This is a genomic window from Pseudomonas sp. SA233, from assembly GCF_054792385.1.
The window spans coordinates 919,948-938,298 of record NZ_CP096449.1; the positions used below are offsets into that span (position 1 = coordinate 919,948).

15 protein-coding genes are annotated in these 18,351 nt (G+C 64.3%); 7 read left to right on the plus strand and 8 right to left on the minus strand.

Annotated elements, in window-relative coordinates:
* Nucleotides 1-42 precede the first annotated feature (42 nt).
* The 3 genes from M1D87_RS04270 (at nucleotide 43) to ampE (ending at nucleotide 3,723) form a co-directional block, all read left to right on the plus strand.
* On the plus strand, nucleotides 43-2,202 hold the full coding sequence (locus M1D87_RS04270) for a DUF1631 domain-containing protein (RefSeq protein ID WP_123085365.1): 2,160 nt from the start codon (nucleotides 43-45) through the stop codon (nucleotides 2,200-2,202).
* A gap of 121 nt (nucleotides 2,203-2,323) precedes the next feature.
* The gene (gene ampD, locus M1D87_RS04275; protein WP_061552015.1) at nucleotides 2,324-2,896 is read left to right on the plus strand and encodes a 1,6-anhydro-N-acetylmuramyl-L-alanine amidase AmpD; all 573 of its coding nucleotides are present in this window, start codon (nucleotides 2,324-2,326) and stop codon (nucleotides 2,894-2,896) included.
* On the plus strand, nucleotides 2,893-3,723 hold the full coding sequence (ampE, locus tag M1D87_RS04280) for a regulatory signaling modulator protein AmpE (protein WP_061552016.1): 831 nt from the start codon (nucleotides 2,893-2,895) through the stop codon (nucleotides 3,721-3,723). The genes ampD and ampE overlap by 4 nt, the downstream gene beginning before the upstream one ends.
* A 197-nt stretch (nucleotides 3,724-3,920) precedes the next feature.
* Here the strand turns inward: ampE and M1D87_RS04285 are convergent, their stop codons facing one another.
* Nucleotides 3,921-4,697, minus strand: a complete 777-nt coding sequence (locus tag M1D87_RS04285; protein WP_123085367.1) for a TatD family hydrolase — start codon at nucleotides 4,695-4,697, stop codon at nucleotides 3,921-3,923.
* 2 nt (nucleotides 4,698-4,699) lie between these two features.
* Complete coding sequence (gene cra, locus M1D87_RS04290; protein ID WP_004376064.1) at nucleotides 4,700-5,695, minus strand: catabolite repressor/activator; 996 nt, start codon at nucleotides 5,693-5,695, stop codon at nucleotides 4,700-4,702.
* Between the two features lie 284 nt (nucleotides 5,696-5,979).
* On the opposite strand from cra, the gene ptsP reads away from it, so the two are divergent.
* From ptsP to M1D87_RS04305, 3 genes are read left to right on the plus strand one after another with little or no spacing between them, the layout of a single operon-like run.
* Nucleotides 5,980-8,832, plus strand: a complete 2,853-nt coding sequence (ptsP, locus tag M1D87_RS04295; RefSeq protein ID WP_123085368.1) for a phosphoenolpyruvate--protein phosphotransferase — start codon at nucleotides 5,980-5,982, stop codon at nucleotides 8,830-8,832.
* Nucleotides 8,833-9,780, plus strand: coding sequence for a 1-phosphofructokinase (gene pfkB, locus M1D87_RS04300; RefSeq protein WP_123085369.1), 948 nt, complete (start codon nucleotides 8,833-8,835; stop codon nucleotides 9,778-9,780).
* On the plus strand, nucleotides 9,777-11,516 hold the full coding sequence (locus M1D87_RS04305) for a PTS fructose-like transporter subunit IIB (RefSeq protein WP_123085370.1): 1,740 nt from the start codon (nucleotides 9,777-9,779) through the stop codon (nucleotides 11,514-11,516). The genes pfkB and M1D87_RS04305 overlap by 4 nt, the downstream gene beginning before the upstream one ends.
* 122 nt (nucleotides 11,517-11,638) lie before the next feature.
* Here the strand turns inward: M1D87_RS04305 and M1D87_RS04310 are convergent, their stop codons facing one another.
* Nucleotides 11,639-11,860 carry a DUF3820 family protein gene (locus tag M1D87_RS04310; protein ID WP_015268980.1) on the minus strand — a complete coding sequence of 74 codons (222 nt, stop codon included), beginning with the start codon at nucleotides 11,858-11,860 and terminating at the stop codon, nucleotides 11,639-11,641.
* Between the two features lie 203 nt (nucleotides 11,861-12,063).
* Between M1D87_RS04310 and M1D87_RS04315 the strand changes: the two genes are divergently transcribed.
* Complete coding sequence (locus M1D87_RS04315; protein ID WP_013970965.1) at nucleotides 12,064-12,540, plus strand: ferritin-like domain-containing protein; 477 nt, start codon at nucleotides 12,064-12,066, stop codon at nucleotides 12,538-12,540.
* Here M1D87_RS04315 and M1D87_RS04320 read toward each other — a convergent pair.
* From M1D87_RS04320 to M1D87_RS04340, 5 genes are all read right to left on the minus strand, one after another.
* The gene (locus M1D87_RS04320) at nucleotides 12,537-14,027 is read right to left on the minus strand and encodes a GGDEF domain-containing protein (RefSeq protein ID WP_123085371.1); all 1,491 of its coding nucleotides are present in this window, start codon (nucleotides 14,025-14,027) and stop codon (nucleotides 12,537-12,539) included. The genes M1D87_RS04315 and M1D87_RS04320 overlap by 4 nt on opposite strands.
* 233 nt (nucleotides 14,028-14,260) lie before the next feature.
* Complete coding sequence (locus M1D87_RS04325) at nucleotides 14,261-15,595, minus strand: OprD family porin (RefSeq protein WP_123085372.1); 1,335 nt, start codon at nucleotides 15,593-15,595, stop codon at nucleotides 14,261-14,263.
* Between the two features lie 205 nt (nucleotides 15,596-15,800).
* On the minus strand, nucleotides 15,801-16,025 hold the full coding sequence (locus M1D87_RS04330; protein WP_123085373.1) for a hypothetical protein: 225 nt from the start codon (nucleotides 16,023-16,025) through the stop codon (nucleotides 15,801-15,803).
* Between the two features lie 267 nt (nucleotides 16,026-16,292).
* Nucleotides 16,293-17,696, minus strand: a complete 1,404-nt coding sequence (locus M1D87_RS04335; RefSeq protein WP_123085374.1) for a heavy metal sensor histidine kinase — start codon at nucleotides 17,694-17,696, stop codon at nucleotides 16,293-16,295.
* Nucleotides 17,671-18,345 (minus strand): heavy metal response regulator transcription factor, encoded by a 675-nt coding sequence (locus M1D87_RS04340; protein ID WP_123085375.1) that lies wholly within the window; start codon nucleotides 18,343-18,345, stop codon nucleotides 17,671-17,673. Before M1D87_RS04340 ends, M1D87_RS04335 begins: the two co-directional genes overlap by 26 nt.
* Nucleotides 18,346-18,351 lie beyond the last annotated feature (6 nt).

Here is an 18,351-nt window from a genome sequence, read left to right on the forward strand (position 1 = left end):
TCTTCAGCCCCTTCGGGCGAGACACCCTGCAAGGAGTACAGGATGCAAAAAGAAGGCAAGGTGGTGCCCTTGGCGGCAGCCATCGATCGAGGCGGGCGTGCGCCTCTGCCTTGCCTTCCGGTATTGCTCCTGCAGGTGCGCGACAAGGCCGCCTTGCAGTTGCGTCAGGGCCTGCAGGGCTTGTTCGACAATGCTGACGACACCCTCTTCGAGATGGCCGACAAGGCCTTCGACAGCAGTGACCAGAACCTGTACTTTGAGGCCATGCGCGACCTGCGCCTGAAGCGCAAGAGTATCGAGCGCGGTTTTCTCGACACGTTCTATGATGCCTTTGCCCGTATCGGCCAGGTTGACCTGCTGGCGCACATGGTCGAGCCGGGTAACCTGCGCAGCAAGGCCCATGTGGAACGGGCTGGCGCGATAGAAGGCATGGTCGCGCGCGTGCTGTCACGCGACGGTATTGCCCTGCAGCAACTGGGCCTGCGCTTGCAGGTACTGCTCGACCGCCCCCTGCACGAGCAGCACAACCCGCTGGGGCCCGCAGCGCTGTGCGGCTACTTCCTCGACGCTGGCCGCAACCTGGGGGTTGGCCTGCGGGTCAAGCTGGTCCTGCTCAAACTGTTCGAGCGCTATGTGTTGCGCGATGCCGACGTGATCTATGGTGAAGCCAACCAGTTGCTGGCCGCCGCCGGTGTACTGCCTGAGTTGCCGTCGGCACCACGTCGGCGTGCCGAAGACCGGCGCATGAGCGCAGGTCGTGGGCCGGCGAACCTGGGTCACGAGGTGGGCTCGGACGCAGCAGGGCAGGCTTTCTTTGCCTCGTTGCAAACAATGCTGGCCCCGGTGCGTGGAAAGTTCGCGCCTCGTTTGCAGGCGGTGGCCGCCGCCCAGCCAATCAGCACCGCCGACCTGCTGCGCCTGCTTTCGCATTTGCAGCACTATGTGCCCGCTACCCACGAGGCCGACGATTTCGAACTTGGCCAACAGCTTGAACAATTGCTGTTGCGGGTCAGCGTGCGCAGCGGCACACGCCGGCGTATCGATGTTGCCGACGAGGATATGATCAACCTGGTTGGCCTGCTGTTCGTCTTCATCCAGAACGACGACAACTTGCCGGCCAGCCTGCGTGCGCTGATCGGGCGTTTGCACATTCCGCTGCTTAAAGTGGCCCTGTTGGACAAGGGGCTGCTCAGTCGTGCCAGCCACCCGGCCCGCCGGCTGCTCAACGAGATCGCTGGCGCGGCAATCGGCTGGGAATGCGGCGGCGACGGTATGCGTGACAGCCTGCACCTGCGGGTGGAGCGTATCGTCCAGCGCCTTCTCAATGATTTTGCCGAAGATACCAGCCTGTTCGCCGAACTGCTCGAAGACTTCCTCGCTTTCAACCAGGACGAGCGGCGGCGCAACGAGCTGCTCGAACAACGCACCCGCGACGCCGAAGAAGGGCGTGCCCGAACACTGCAGGCCAGGCAGCAGGTGCAGCATGCTCTCAACCAACGGCTGCGCGGTAGGTTATTGCCGCAGGTGGTGGTACAGATGCTGGTGCAAGCCTGGAGCCAGGTACTGCTGCTGGCCTGGCTCAAGCAAGGTGAAGCATCCCAGGCCTGGCGGGATGCCTTGCAGACGATGGACACGCTGCTGGCCAGCATCACTCCGCCGCATGAGCCGCATGCCTTGCTGCAGCAGGTACCGGGCCTGCTCAAGGCACTGCGCGATGGCCTGGCCAGCGTGGCCCTGGACTCGGCAGCGACCCGCGAATTCTTCCTGCAACTGGAACAGCTGCACCTGCGTGCCTGCGCGGGTACCGCGATGCAGCCCGGCACTGAGGGCCAGCCCTTGAGCGAAGTGCTGGTGGTCGAGGACATCGTCCTGGCGATTGCCGAGGAACCCGCTTGTGCTCCGTCGCAGTTTGCCGACGGGCAGGCTGTGGCCGTGCGTCAGGTGCAGCGCCTGCGTATCGGTACCTGGGTAGAAGTGCTGGACGAGGACGAACCGCTGCGCTGCAAACTGGTGGCGCGCGTCGACAGTAGCGACCGGCTGGTGTTCGCCAACCGCACCGGTATGAAAGTACGCGAATGGAACGGGGCCAGCCTGGCCCGGGCACTGCATCGAGGTGAGGTGCGGGTGCTGGATGACGGGCTTTTGTTCGAGCGCGCGCTGGAAGCAGTACTCGAAACGCTTCGCGTAGGGGTACCTCTCTAGCGCAAGATCTGCAGGTTTGCGCTATCCCTGTGGGAGCGGGTATTACAATCATTCACATGCAAACGCTGTTGGCCAAAGGGCATACTGTCTACCTGTTCACGGCGCTTTCAGGATCTGCCCCATGCAATTGGACCGTGCCACTGGCTGGTTCCACGGAATCGGAATCACCCATTGCCCCTCGCCGAACTTCAATGCTCGCCCCGAAGGCGAATCGATTTCCCTGCTGGTTATTCACAACATCAGCCTGCCGCCGGCCTGCTTCGGTACCGGCAAGGTCCAGCAATTCTTCCAGAACCGCCTGGACCCCAATGAGCACTCGTACTTCGCCAGCATCAACCACCTGACCGTATCAGCGCACCTGTTCGTCGAGCGTGACGGCGCGGTGACCCAGTTCGTGTCGTTGCTCGACCGCGCCTGGCATGCTGGTGTGTCGTGCTTCGACGGGCGTGAAGGCTGTAACGATTTCTCCATCGGTATAGAACTGGAGGGCACCGACGACCTGCCCTATACCGATGCCCAGTACGCGGTGCTGGAGCAACTTACCCGGCACATCCTCGGTGCCTGGCCGGCCATCGGGCTGGACCGCATCCAGGGCCATAGCGACATTGCCCCGCAGCGCAAGACCGACCCCGGCCCGGCCTTCGACTGGCCGCGCTACCGAAAGGCGCTGCAGCAAAACGAGGACAAGGCATGAGTTTTCTGGTGTTGTTGCTGGCGCTTTGGGTCGAGAAGTTCTCGGCCCTGCGCCATCAGGTGCAGCGAGATGGGTTCTTCCTTGGCGAACTGGTGCGCCTGGAGCGCAGCGGCAAGGTGCACCCATGGTGGACGCTGGCCATTCTGGTGTTGGCACCGGTAGCGCTGCTGGTTTTGCTGCTGCATGTTCTGGACCCGGTGGCGTATGGCTTGCTGGCGTTGCCGGTGCACCTGCTGGTGCTGATCTACAGTCTGGGCCGCGGCGATGCCAAGGCATCGATGGGGCCGTTCCGTGATGCCTGGCGGCGCGGTGATGACCAGGCCGCGCTGCACGTGGCCGAGCGCGACCTTGGGCTGGCGGCCGACGAGCCGCGAAGCCTGTTGGTGCAGGTGCAGGGCAACTTGCTATGGCAGGTGTACCAGGGCTTTTTCGCGGTGATTTTCTGGTACTTCGTGCTGGGCCCGGGTGCAGCCCTGGCCTATCGCTTGCTGGCTCTGTGTGGCGAACACAGCAAGCAACCGGCGTTGAAGGCCCGTGCCGAGCAGCTCAGGCATATCATGGACTGGCTGCCGGTACGGGTGCTGGCCTTGAGTTTCGCCCTGGTCGGCAACTTTCTCGCGGTCACCCGGGTGATGCTGCACGAGGTGCTCAACTGGCACATCAGCGCCGGCCACCTGGTTGCCAGGGTCGGGCGCATTGCCGATGACATTCCCGAAGAAGAAGACAGCCAGCGCGGGCTGGGGCGGCTGGACAGCCTGTGGGAACTGCTGCTGCGCTGTGCGGTGCTGTGGTATGCCGGGTTTGCGCTGTGGACGGTGCTTGTCTGATCTGAAGCTAGGCGCGCCTCCTTGCAGGAGCGTAGCAGTCCCAGGTTTTCAGCTTCGCCGCATAGATTGCCGGGGCCGCGTTGCGGCCCTTTCGCGACACAAGGCCGCTCCTACAGGGACTGTGCAAATCCTGAGGGTAGCGCTGTACCTGTGGGAGCGGGTTTACCCGCGAAGAGTCCGGCACGGGCACACAGCTGCTACCAGCGAAACAACTCGCAAGCGTTGCGACTACTGGCCTCAGCCAGTTCGCCAACTTCCACACCCATCACCTGCGCCAGCGCCCCGGCAATCTCCGGCAGGTGCTCCGGGCTGTTCCTCACCCCTGGGTACATGACCGGCGCCATGTCCGGCGCATCGGTCTCCAGCACCACGCTGTCCAGCGGCAACCGCGCCAGGGTCTTGCGCAGACGTAGGGCCTGCGGCCAGGTACCCGCACCGCCAAGCCCAAGCCGGAAGCCCAGCTTGATGTACTCGCGGGCCTCTTCGTAACTGCCGGCAAACGCATGAATCACCCCCGCCCGCGCCGGCTTGTAGCGCTTGAGCGTGGCGATCACCTGGGCATGGCTGCGGCGCACGTGCAGCAGTGCGGGCAGTTCGAAGTCGCAGGCCATCTGCAGTTGCGCTTCGAACAGCTTCTGCTGGCGGGCCTTGTCCAGGTCTTCGAGGTAATAATCCAGGCCAAACTCGCCCACGGCACAAAGCCGTGGGTCGCCGTGCAGGCGCTGCAGCCACTCGCGCAACTGCGCCAGGTGCTCGGGATGATGCTGGTCGAGGTAGACCGGATGCAGGCCGAGTGCGGCGAACAGGCGCTTATCGGCACAGGCCAGGTCCCATACCCGCTGGAAATTTGCCTGGTACACCCCCAGCACCACCATCCTCTCCACCCCGCGCGACGCCGCGTTGGCCAGCAGTTGTGGGCGGTCGGCGTCGAAGTCGGGGAAGTCCAGGTGGGTGTGGGTGTCGATCAGGCGCATGTTCAGGCCGCTGTAATGCGTTGCTTGAACGTTCGACCGACGGCATGCACGCCAGGTTCGTAGCGTTTGTCCTCGATCGCGGCCAGTGCCAGTTCCAGCGCGGTGGCGGCAATCAGGCCATGCTGCTGGGCCATGGCATTGACTGGCAGCGGCAGGAAGTCGAGCAACTGGTTGTCGCCAAAGGTACCCAGCTGCAGCTGGCGTGAGTCGGCAGTGCGCGCCTGCAGGGTGTCGAACACCCCTTGCAGCAGCACGTAGGAGGTTGTCACCAGGGCATCCGGCAGGCCGCCAAGGTCATCGATCAGTTGCTGCATCAGGCGCTGGCCGCACTCTCGGCTGAACGCTTCGCCCTGATAGCGGCGAACCTCGCCGGCATAGCCTTGCAGGGCTTCGTCGAAGCCACCGGCACGTGCCTGGCTGACCGACAGCTCGGGGCGGGCGCCGATCAAGGCGATGCTGCGCGGGGCGGCGCTCAGCAAGCTGGCGGCCAGCTGGCGGCTGGCGTCGCGGTCGTCGCTGATCACCGAGCAGAAGTGCGCAGGGTCCAGGCGGCGGTCGATGGCGATTACCGGCAGGCCTTTGTCCTGCAGCTCGCGGTAGCTGTCGTCCTCTGGCGGCAGGCAGCTGGCGACGAACAGTGCATCGCAACGGCGGGCGCGGAACAGCTGTTGCAACTGGCGCTCGCTGTCGGGCTGGTCGTCGCTGCTGGCAATCAGCAGCTGGTAGCCACGGGCGCGGGCACCTTGTTCGAGCTGCTTGGCGATGCGGGCGTAGCTGGGGTTCTCCAGATCCGGGAGAATGAAGCCCAGAGTGCGGGTATGCCGGCTGCGAAGGCCAGCGGCCTGCGGGTTGGGGGTGAAGCCGTGGGCCTCGACCACCGCGCGTACCCGCTCGACAGTGCTGTTGCTGATGCGCTGCTGTTCGGCCTTGCCATTGATGACGTAGCTGGCAGTGGTCACGGACACACCGGCCAGACGGGCGATATCGCTGAGTTTCACCGAATTTTCCTTGTTATTACCGGGGCTGGCTGTGAGCCTTGACCGGGTAGTTTGACCCGGCGGGGGCGCCACGCGCAGACGACCATTGTCGCAATTGTCCGACAGGATGGGGCTTTTTCCTCGGCAGATTATCGAGTAACGTGGCCGTCTGGTCAGATTAATCGTTTCAGCTGCCGAATTTTCTGCCTCGGCTGCCATCCGTGCAAGGCTGTTGAACTGGCCGTTCATGTGAATTTCACAACAATACTCCAGTACCCGACCGGGAACTGCAAAAGGAGAAGGTCATGCTCGAGCTCGCCAAGGAGCAGATAGCCATGGGCCAGAAGGCCGCCGACAAGGCCGAGGCATTGCGCCTGCTGGCCGACCGGCTGGTCGCTGACGGCCTGGTCGCCGAGGGATACCTGCAAGGGCTGCAGGCCCGAGAGGCACAAGGCTCTACCTTCCTTGGGCAGGGCATTGCCATCCCCCATGGCACGCCGCAGACCCGTGACCTGGTGTACGCCACCGGCGTGCGCCTGTTGCAGTTTCCCGAGGGCGTGGACTGGGGCGATGGCCAGATGGTCTATCTGGCTATCGGCATCGCCGCCCGTTCCGATGAGCACCTGCGCCTGTTGCAACTGCTGACCCGCGCCCTGGGCGAGACCGACCTGGCCGAAGCTCTGCGGCGCGCCGGTTCCGCGGAGGCGTTGCTGAAGCTGTTGCAGGGCGCGCCTCAGGAACTGGCGCTGGATGCGCAGTTGGTCGGCCTGAACCTGCCGGCCGAAGACTTCGATGAGCTGGCCTGGCGCGGCGCCCGTCTGTTACAGCGCGCCGACTGCGTCGATAGCGGTTTTGCCGCCGTCCTGCAGCAGGCCGAACCGCTGCCGCTGGGCGAGGGCCTGTGGTGGCTGCACAGCGAGCGCCAGGTGCGCCAGCCGGGGCTGGCCTTCATCACCCCGCAGCAGCCGCTGCGTTACCGCGACCAACCGCTCAACGGCCTGTTCTGCCTGGCCAGCCTCGGTGCAGCCCACCAGGCCTTGCTCGAACGCCTTTGCGAAGTGCTGATCGAAGGCCGCGGGCAGATGCTCTACCAGGCCACCAGCAGCCGCGCGGTGCTGGAGGTACTAGGCGGTGAGGCGCCGACAGACTGGCCCAGTGCGCGCGTGGTGCTGGCCAATCCGCACGGTTTGCATGCCCGCCCGGCAAAGGTATTGGCGCAACTGGCCAAAGGTTTCGATGGGGAAATCCGTGTGCGGCTGGCGGATAGCGCGCAGCCGGCGGTGTCCGTAAAGAGCCTGAGCAAGCTGCTCAGTCTCGGCGCCCGACGTGGCCAGACACTGGAACTGGTGGCTGAGCCCGGCATCGCCCCCGATGCCTTGCCGGTGCTGCTGGCCGCCATCGAACAAGGCCTGGGTGAAGAGGTGGAGCCACTGCCGCAGAGTGCTGAGGTTGTAGCTGGCGCAACGGCCGAAGTGCTGCAAGCGCCCGCGGCCGGTAGCCGTATCCACGGCGTGGGTGCTGCGCCCGGCATTGCCAGTGGCCCGGCCCATGTGTGTGTCGAGCGTGAGTTCGACTACCCCCTGCGCGGTGAGTCCTGCGCCCAGGAGCGGCAGAAGCTGCGTGAAGCTGTGGCGACCGTGAATGGCGAGCTGCAGGCTTTGGTCCAGCGCAGCGACAAGGCCATTGGCGAAATCTTCGTCACCCATCAGGAAATGCTCGCAGACCCGGCCCTGAGCGACGATGTCGAGCAGCGCCTGGGCCAGGGCGAAAGCGCCGCGGCAGCATGGATGGCAGTGATCGAGGCGGCGGCGCGTCAACAGGAGTCGCTGCACGATGCCTTGCTCGCCGAACGTGCTGCCGACCTGCGTGACATCGGCCGCCGCGTGCTGGCGCAGTTGTGTGGCGTGCAGGCCCAGGCTGAACCCGAGCAACCCTACGTGCTGGTAATGACCGAAGTCGGCCCGTCCGATGTCGCCCGGCTGGACCCGAGCCGCGTCGCCGGTATCGTCACCGCCCAGGGTGGCGCCACCGCCCACAGTGCCATCGTCGCCCGTGCCTTGGGCATTCCGGCGGTGGTGGGCGCGGGGGCGTCGATACTGCTGTTGGACAGCGGCACGCCGTTGCTGCTCGATGGCCAGCGTGGCGTGGTCAGCGTGGCGCCGCCGGCGGATGAACTGCAACAGGCCCTGGCCGAGCGCGACCTGCGCGAGCAACGCTTGCAGGCCGCATGGGCCAACCGCTTCGAGCCGGCGGTCACTCGCGATGGTCACGCTGTCGAGGTGTTTGCCAACATCGGCGAGAGCAACGGCATCGCCAAGGTAGTGGAGCAGGGCGCCGAAGGCGTTGGCCTGCTGCGCACCGAGTTGATTTTCATGGCCCACACCCAGGCCCCGGACGTGGCGACCCAGGAAGCCGAGTACCGTCGCGTGCTCGATGGCCTCGACGGGCGCCCGCTGGTGGTGCGCACCCTCGATGTCGGTGGCGACAAGCCGCTGCCGTACTGGCCGATCGCTGCCGAGGAAAACCCGTTCCTCGGTGTGCGCGGCGTACGCCTTACCCTGCAGCGCCCGCAGGTGATGGAAGACCAGTTGCGCGCCCTGCTGCGCGCTGCCGACCAGCGCCCGCTGCGCATCATGTTCCCGATGGTCGGGCAGGTGCATGAATGGCGCGAGGCGCGCGCCATGGTCGAGCGCCTGCGCGCCGAGATCCCGGTAGTCGACCTGCAACTGGGTATCATGGTCGAAGTGCCCTCGGCAGCGCTGTTGGCACCACAACTGGCGCGCGAAGTGGACTTTTTCAGCATCGGCACCAACGACCTGACCCAGTACACCTTGGCCATCGACCGTGGTCACCCCAGCCTCTCGGCCCAGGCCGACGGCCTGCATCCGGCGGTGCTCAGCCTGATTGACATGACCGTGCGCGCCGCCCATGCCCATGGCAAGTGGGTGGGCGTGTGCGGCGAGCTGGCGGCCGACCCGCAGGCAGTGGCCGTGCTGCTGGGCCTGGACGTGGACGAACTCAGCGTCGCCGCGCGCAGCATTGCCGAAGTCAAGGCCCTGGTTCGCCAGGCCGATCACCAGACGGCCCGCGCCCTGGCGCGCGAGGCCCTGCAACAGGACAGCGCCGCAGCGGTTCGCGCGCTGGTGGAGCGTTACTGAATGGCCAAGATCCTCACCCTCACCCTGAACCCTGCGCTGGATATCACCATCGGCCTGGGTACCCTGCGCCCAGGGCAGGTAAATCGCAGCCAGGAGCAGCACAGCCACGCCGCAGGCAAGGGACTGAACGTTGCCCAGGTACTGGCCGACCTGGGCCACACCGTCACTGTTGGCGGCTTCCTCGGGCGTGACAACCTGCAGCCTTTCGAGGCGCTGATCGACTGGCGCGGCTTCGTCGACTGCTTTGTCCGCGTGCCGGGCGAAACCCGCAGTAATATCAAGCTGGTCGAAGCCGATGGCCGTGTCACCGACATCAACGGCCAAGGCCCGGAAGTCGACGAAGCGGCGCGCAGTGCATTGCTGCGCTGCCTGGCGCAGGTTGCCCCGGGCCACGATGCGGTGGTGGTGGCTGGTAGCCTGCCGCGTGGGATCAGCGCCGACTGGTTCCGACAGTTGCTCGAACAGCTCAAGGCGCAAGGCCTGAAGGTGGCCCTGGACAGCAGCGGTGAAGCCCTGCGTGCCGGCCTGCAGAGCTCGCCCTGGCTGGTCAAGCCCAATACCGAAGAGTTGGGCGAGGTGCTCGGCCTGGCTGTGGATAACCCGGCGCAGCAGCGCGCTGCTGCCGAGCGCCTGCTGGCCAGTGGCGTCGAACACGTGGTGGTGTCGGCGGGAGAGCAGGGCGTCAGCTGGTTCACCCACGGCCATGCCGTACATGCTTGCCCGCCCAAGGTGCAGGTTGCCAGCACAGTGGGTGCAGGTGATTCGCTGGTGGCCGGCATGGTCCACGGCCTGCTGCAGGGCGAAGCCCCGGCGCAGACCTTGACCCGTGCCACCGCCATCGCTGCACAGGCTGTTACCCAGGTTGGTTTCGGCATCCGTGACCGCGAGCAACTGGCGCATCTGGAAGCTGCCGTGCAACTGACAGAACAAAAAGAGGGTTGCCGATGAACATTGCCATTGTCACTGCCTGCCCCAACGGCCAGGTGTCGAGCGTGCTGAGCGCGCGCTTGCTGTCCGCCGCAGCCCAGCGGCGGGGCTGGAGTACCAGCGTCGAAGTGCAGGATGCCGGCCACCCCGAGCGGCAACTGAGCGCCACGCAGATCGCCGAGGCCGACTGGGTGCTGGTGGTCAGCACCGGCCCGGTCGACCTGGAGCGTTTCGTCGGCAAGCGCGTTTACCAGAGCACGCCATCCCAGGCTTTGGCCGACCGCGAAGGCTTCCTCGATGAGGCGGCTTCCAACGCCCGTCTGCTGGCCACGGTGCCAGGCCTTCCGGCTGAAGCTGGCAGCGCTGGCGCACGCATCGTCGCCGTCACGGCTTGCCCGACTGGCGTCGCGCATACATTCATGGCCGCGGAAGCCTTGCAGCAGGCTGCGCAGCAACTGGGCTACGAGCTCACCGTCGAGACCCAGGGCTCGGTCGGTGCGCGCAACCCCTTGTCTGCCGAAGCCATCGCTGCAGCGGATGTAGTGCTGCTGGCCGCCGACATCGAAGTGCCCACCGCGCGTTTCGCTGGCAAGCGCATTTACCGTTGCGGCACCGGTATCGCCCTCAAGCAGGCCCGCGCGACCCTCGACAAGGCCCTGGCTGATGCCAAGGTGGAAAACAGCGGCGATGCCGCAGCGGCGAGCACGCCAGCCAAGGGTGAGAAGAGCGGGGTATACAAGCACCTGCTCACCGGCGTGTCGTTCATGCTGCCGATGGTGGTGGCTGGCGGCCTGCTGATTGCCCTGTCGTTCGTATTCGGTATCGAGGCTTACAAAGAAGCGGGCACCTTGCCGGCGGCGTTGATGCAGATCGGCGGCGAGGCTGCGTTCAAGTTGATGGTGCCGCTGCTGGCCGGCTATATCGCCTGGTCCATCGCCGACCGCCCGGGGCTGGCGCCCGGCATGATCGGCGGTCTGCTGGCCAGCACTCTGGGCGCCGGTTTCATCGGGGGTATCGTCGCCGGCTTCCTCGCTGGCTACAGCGCCAAGGCCATTGCCCGCTGGGCGCGCTTGCCCAGCAGCCTGGAGGCACTGAAGCCGATCCTGATCATCCCGCTGCTGGCCAGCCTGTTCACCGGCCTGGTGATGATCTACGTGGTTGGCCAGCCAGTGGCGGCGATGCTGGAAGGGCTCACGCAATTTCTCGACAGCATGGGCACCACCAATGCCATCCTGTTGGGTCTGTTGCTGGGCGGCATGATGTGCGTCGACCTGGGCGGGCCGATCAACAAGGCCGCGTATGCCTTCTCGGTGGGGCTGCTGGCCTCGTCGAGCTATGCGCCGATGGCGGCGACCATGGCCGCCGGCATGGTGCCGCCAATTGGCCTGGGTATCGCCAGCTTCCTGGCCCGACGCAAGTTTGCCCAGAGCGAGCGTGAAGCGGGCAAGGCGGCGTTGGCGCTGGGGCTGTGCTTCATCTCCGAAGGGGCGATCCCGTTTGCCGCCAAGGACCCGCTGCGGGTGATCCCGGCCAGCGTGGCCGGCGGGGCATTGACCGGGGCATTGTCGATGTACTTCGGCTGCAAGCTGATGGCGCCGCACGGCGGCCTGTTCGTGCTGCTGATCCCCAATGCGATCAACCATGCGCTGCTGTACTTGTTGGCGATCGTGGCGGGTAGCCTGCTGACGGCGGTGGTGTATGCGGTGATCAAGAAGAGCGAGCGTGTGGAGTTGGCGGTAGCGCCGGTGAAGGGTTAGAGATTTCAGCTGGCTTTACTGGCCTCTTCGCGGGTGAACCCGCTCCCACAGGTACTGCACAGGCATCAGGTCCGGCGCGGTCTCCGTGGGAGCGGGTTTACCCGCGAAGAGGCCGGAACAGGTCAACGCCCGTGCTTCTGCCGCAACGGCACAAGCAGATCGCCCAGCCCGTTGTGATCGATCTCGTGCATCAGCGCCAGCAACCCACCCAATTCCCCCGCCGGGAAACCCTTGCGCGCAAACCAGGCCAGGTAATCCCCCGGCAGGTCGGCAATGATTCGTCCCTGGTACTTGCCAAACGGCATGGTGCGGGTGACCAGCAGTTCGAGGGTTTCCGGCTTCATCATCGGCGCACCTGGCTGTTGAAAAGCGCCGACCATACTGCAATCTGCACGAAGGCCCAAGCGGCAATCATGCAGAACGCCGTGATCAAACTCAGACCCTGTGTTTCTATCTTATTGATTTTTAAGGAATTTGTAGATAATCCTCGCTTGGCACGAACGCTGCTCCAATACAGATGACTATCACCTGCCAAGGAGTTTGTGCCATGAGCAATCCCAACAAAGACGTGATCGACGTGCTCAACGACCTGATCGAGTACAGCAAGGATGGTGAGAAAGGCTTCAAGGCCTCGGCCGATGATGTGAAGAACCCCGAACTTAAAGCGTTCTTCGTTCAACGTGCCGGTGAGTGCGCCAATGCGGCCGGCGAACTGCAGAGCGAAGTGCGTCGCCTGGGTGGCGACCCGGAAACCTCCACCAGCATCAGCGGTGACCTGCATCGGGGTTGGGTCAACCTCAAGGCGATGGTCACCGGCAAGGATGAGGAAGCGGTGCTGAACGAGGTGGAGCGGGGCGAGGACCATGCCCTCAAGGCCTACAAGGAAGCTCGCGAGAAACTGGTCAAGCTGGGCCGCACCGCCAGCGACCAGACCTACACCTTGGTGGAAAAACAGCTGCAAGGTGTGCAGCGTAACCATGATCAGGTCAGGGCCTTGCGCAACGCCGCGCGCGCCCGCAGCTAGTCCGCAGGCCCCTCTACCCGGTTGCGGCCTTTGGCCTTGGCTCGGTAGAGCGCTTCATCGGCAGCACCCAGCACCCTCGCCAGGTCGTGCTGGGTGCCTGACAGGCCGATGCCGATGCTCACCGTGACAGAGTGGGCATCGTCGGCAAACGGTGCCAGCGCCTCGACGCTGGCGCGGATGCGCTCCGCCAGCAGTTGCGCACCGGCCAGGTCAGTTTCCGGCAACACCACCTGGAATTCTTCACCCCCATAGCGCGCCGCCAGATCGGCCGGGCGCCGGATGCACGCCTCGATGGTCCTGGCCACTTCGCGCAAGGCATGGTCGCCACCGGCGTGGCCGTGGCGCTGGTTGAATGCCTTGAAGTGGTCCACATCCACCATCAGCACTGCCAATGACTTGCGATTGCGCTGGGCGCGGGCCCATTCCTGACGGAGTACCTGGTCCAGGTGGCGGCGGTTGGGCAAGCCAGTCAGGCTGTCGGTGGCGGCCAGGTTGGCCAGACCCTGTTCGGCCTCCTGCCGGCGGCGCAATTCGCGGCCCAGCAGCAGGGTCAGCCAGAGGATACCCACACACAGTACCCCTGTGGCGACGCCGACCACGATCGCAGTGCGGCGCCACGACTCGAAAACTTCATCGGCCGAACGCACGACCAGCACGATCAGCGGCAACTGAGCGACCCGGGCAAAGGTGTACATGCGCGGGGTGCCGTTGCGGCTGGAGCGTGCGGTAAAGCTGCCGTTCTGCTCGCTGAGAATGCGTTTGAAATTGGGCCGTTCGGCATAATTGCTGCCAATCGCCGGGTCTTGCGCGCGGCTGGGCTGGCGGGCCAACAGTTGGCCGTCTGTGTTGAGCAGGTTGATGCTGCTATCGTCGCCGATGTCCAGGCGCTGAAACAGCTCACTGAAGTACGACAGGCGCAGTGCCCCCGCGGCCAGGCCGACGAACTCGCCATTGGGCCCGGAAATGCGCCGGCTGAAACTGATGCACCAGTCCAGGTCGCCGAGTCTGGCCTTGAACGGCGGGCCGACCAGCAGGCCGAGGTTGGCGTTGTGCAGATGGGCCTGGAATACCCCTGTACCGCTGAAGTTGGCCTTGCGTGGCACGCTACTGGTGGAATCGCCCACCACGTTGCCTTGCTTGTCCAGCCACAGCACGTCACCGCGCTTGCGGTCGACGAAGGCTTCATTGAATAGCAGGCGTTGGCGCACCGGGCCGGGTATTTCCGGCAGCTCCTTGCGCCCGACCGCCCAGATCAGGCCCTGCAGCGACTGGTCGTAGAGTTCGACGTTGCGCAGGATGTCGCTTTCGATCAGCTGGACAATATTGTTGGACGAGCGGATCGCCGACAGCTCGATATTGTCGCGCTCCCGCGCCAGCAGGTAGCTGACGATGGCCACGATGGCGAGCACGGCAAGGCAACTGCCCAGGTTGAGGAGCAGCTCGGGGTGCGACCTGTAGTGTGCGAAACGCGGTAATCGGGTGGTCATGCTCGCTACTGCGTGGGCAGGGCCATTCGCGGCGGCGACATTCTAGGGAAGCGGGGATTGTCGGACAAGATTTCTCCGACGGAATCACGGTATACCTTTTTCTGGACTGACCGCGAACCTTGTGGGAGCGGGCATGCCCGCGAAGCAAGCGCCGCGGTGCATGGCACCGGCTTCGCCGGTGTTCGCGGGCACGCCCGCTCCCACAGGTTGGATGTCTAGCTTGCGGTCCAGGATCAGAACACGTTCAACGGGTAATCCACGATCACCCGCAGTTCATCGTTGTCGCTGTTGCTGTCGATCGACGCATAACCCTGGCTGCCGCGGTGGGTGGCATAGCGCACCAGCACCGACAGGTCCTTCAGGTCACCCTCCTGGAACACGTACTTCACGTCCACGTCGCGCTCCCAGTGCATGGCGTTCTTGCCATCGGCACGGTAGTAGTCGTAGTGGGTGGTGTCCTGGACCGCCTTGGTCAGGTCGGCTTCACCGCGCGAGTACGACAGCACCGTACTCAGGCCAGGGATGCCCACACCAGCGAAGTCATAGTTGTACTGCAGCTTCCACGAGCGCTCGTTCGGTGCGTTGAAGTCCGAGTACATGCGCGAGTTGTCCAAATAGACGCTGTCGCCCAGGTTGATGTAGTCGAACGGCGTGTTGCCATTGACCCGCTGATAGGCGGCCGTGACGCTGTGGAACCCGGCGTTTACGGTGAAATGCACGCTGTAGGTGTTGTTGTCGATCTTGCCCAGCAGTGCCTGGCCGGTGTCCTGAGTGTGATAGAAGTGCACGCCCGGGTTCAGGCTGACCAGATCGTTGACCACATAGGTGTAGTCGAAATCGGCGTAGTACTGGTTCCAGATGTCCTTCAGTTCGGCCGCATACAGGTTGGCAGTGATGTTCGGGGTGCCACTCCACGACGCGCCGGCCCAGTTCAGGTGCTTGCTTTTGTCATGCTCGCCCAGCGAACCGTAGTAGGTGTCGATGCGGCGGTGGCCGCTCTGGTTGTACGGCTTGGTGAAGCTCACCTGGCCGCCTTCGAGCAGCAGGCCGTCGATGCTGGTGTTGGTCAGGCTCACACCACGGAAGGTCTGCGGCAGCATGCGGGTTTCGCCGCCAGCGATCACCGGGTTGGTGAGGAACAGGTCACCGGCTTTCAGCTCGGTGTCGAACGCCTTGAGCTTGACTGCGGCACCGGCGGTGGAGAAGGAGTGCGGGGCAGCACCCAGTTCGTCTTCGTTCTTCTGGTGGGTCGGCAGGATGCTGGTGCCAGCATGGCCGCCGCCCCCGTCGAGCTTCAGGCCCAGCATGGCATGGGCGTCCAGGCCAAAGCCGACCACACCCGGGGTGTAGCCCGACTCGAAACGTGCAACCGCACCTTGGCCCCACTCGCGGGTGTCGCGCACGCCGGCGTTGTGGTTGTCGCGGTTGAAGTAGGCATTACGGAAATGCAGGTTGAAGGACGAGCCTTCGATGAAGCCATCAGCCTTGTCTTCATCTGCCTGGGCGGCGAAAGGGATCGTTGCAGTCAACGCAATGAACAGCGGGGTAAAACGAAACGCGGAAGGCACCGGTACTAGCTCCTTGGGTCTGGCGGTGGGGCAGTTTTTATTTTCGAATGTGCGTCTTTTTTATAGGTGAACGTTACAGCTTGGCTGATAGTTGAAGCACATAAAAAAAGCCGCTGATCGGCAGCGGCTTTAAAAGGCTAACATATCGGCACTGGTAGTGCCCATGGCGTAGCCAAGGGAAAACGGGAGCAGCGACAGCACTTGATCAGCTGTCGGCATTGGCATCGACAGAGTTCTTGGAAGCTGTCTGTTTAGCGTCTTTTGCGGTGTCTACCTGCTGTGCGGCTACGGCTTCGCGGGCCTCTTGGTGGACTGCGGCGAACTCAGCATTACGGGTGACGAAAGCCTTGGATTCTTCAGCCATGGCCAGGGGCGACAACAACAGGGAAGACAGGACGAAGACGCTGGCAATACCCATACTGTTGGACATTTGAAACTACCTTCTTGCGATGCAAGTGCTAATGAGGACGGGGGTAAAGTTAGTCCTTTCAATGCACTTGAAACAGAGCGAAGAGCGATAAGCACTGTTGCGCAAAAGGTAACTATCGCAGTAAAAGCAATTGGACTTTCGCCGCAAACCCCCAGCCTAGAGCACTTCCGCGCTTCTTTGTAGGAGCAGCCTTGTGCTGCGAAAGGGCCAGTGAAGGCATCAGAGGATATTGGGGTCTACCGGCCCTTTCGCAGCGCAAGGCTGCTCCTACACGGGCGGGGTAGGCCTTGAGGTTGGTAACTGGATACCAAAGGTATTGGCCCCCGCGGCACTACGCACGAACACCTCCCCACCATGCATCAGCGCAATCGCCTTGACGATCGCCAACCCCAACCCATGGTTACCCCCACCACTATTGCTACGTGCCGCATCCACCCGGTAGAAGCGCTCGAACAACAACGGCAGGTGCTCATCGTCGATCGCCGGCCCCGGGTTGCTCACGGCGATACTGACCTGCTCCGGCCCGGCAGCGATCTGCACCTCGATCACCTGGTGCGGTGCGGTGTGCTGCACGGCGTTGTTCAGCAGGTTGATCAGCGCCCGGCGCAGCTGGGCCTTTTCGATGGGCGCCTGGGCGTCACCGCTCACACGCACGCTGACTTGCGCATCTTCGAGAATGTAGTCCAGGTAGTCCAGGGTGGTCGCCACTTCCTGGGCCAGCGAGGCCTGGGTCAGGGCAGTGGCCTTGCTGCCCTGGTCGGCACTGGCCAGGAACAGCATGTCGTTGATGATGCTGCGCAGGCGCTCCAGCTCCTCAAGGTTCGATTGCAGCACTTCGAAGTAATGCTCGGCGCTGCGCCCTCGGGTCAGTGCAACCTGGGTCTGGCCGATCAGGTTGGTCAGCGGCGAGCGCAGTTCGTGGGCGACGTCGGCATTGAACGCCTCCAGCCGCGAGTAGGCCTGGCTTACCCGGTCGAGCGCAGCATTGAAGGCGCCGGCGAACTGCGCCAGTTCCGGGGCCAGGGCGTGGGTCTGCAGGCGCCCGTCCAGGCGCGGAGGGGCCAGGGCCTGGGCCTCAACGGACAATGCCAGCAGCGGGCGCAGGCCGATGCGCGCCACCCAGTAGCTCAGCAGCGAGGCCAGCAGCACGCCGAGCACCGCCAGCCCGACAATCGCCACCAGCAGGCTGTGCTGCGCCTGCCAGAATGTTTCGGTGTCGATGCCGATCAGAAAGCGCAGCGGCGGCCGCTCGCCCAGGGCCGGCAGTTCGCTGACCAGCACCTTGTAAGGGTAGGGCCGGTCGGGCAGGTGCAGGTCGCGCATGCCCTGCGCGCCTTCGGCGAAGGCGCGGACCAGCTCGCTGGGGTGGCCGTATTCGTAGGCCGGGTTGCTGCTGACTACCCAGAAGCGAATGCGCTTGTCCTCTTCACTTAGCAGGTTGAGCTTGTTGTTGATCTTGACCCAGTGTTCCGGTGTGCCGAAGCGGTTGAGGGTGGACTCGAGCACACTGAAGCGCGCGTCCAGTTCGGCTTGCGGCAGCAGGTCGAGGCTGCGGTCTACCTGGCGGTACAGCGCCGAGCCGATCAGCAGGAACACGCCCAGCGCCACCAGGATGAACAGCGCCGACAGGCGCAGCGCGATGGAATTACCCCGCACGGCTTTCCAGGACATAGCCCATGCCTCGGATGGTGTGCAGCAACTTGTTGTCGAAAGGCCCGTCGAGCTTGGCGCGCAGGCGCTTGATCGCCACTTCGACGACGTTGGCATCGCTGTCGAAATTGATGTCCCAGACCAGCTCGGCAATCGCTGTCTTCGACAGGATTTCACCTTGTCGGCGGGCCAGCACGCTGAGCAGCGAGAACTCCTTGGCCGTCAGCTCCAGGCGCTGGCCGGCGCGTGTGGCCTTGCGCGCCATCAGGTCGATCCACAGGTCACCCACCTGCACCTGCAGCGGTTCATGGTTGCTGCTACGGCGGGTCAGGGCTTGCAGGCGGGCGACCAGTTCGAGGAAGGAAAACGGCTTGCCCAAGTAGTCGTCGGCGCCCTCGCGCAGGCCATGGATACGGTCTTCGACCCGTTCACGGGCGGTCAGCATGATGACCGGCGTCTGCTTGCGCGCGCGCAGGGCGCGCAGCACGCCATAGCCGTCCAGGCCCGGCAGCATCACGTCCAGCACGATCACCGCGTAGTCACCTTCCAGGGCCAGGTGCAGGCCCTCGATGCCGTCCCGCGCCAGGTCCACGGTAAACCCCTGCTCGCTGAGGCCGCGATGCAGGTAGTCGGCGGTTTTTTCTTCGTCTTCGATGATCAGCACACGCATGGTCTT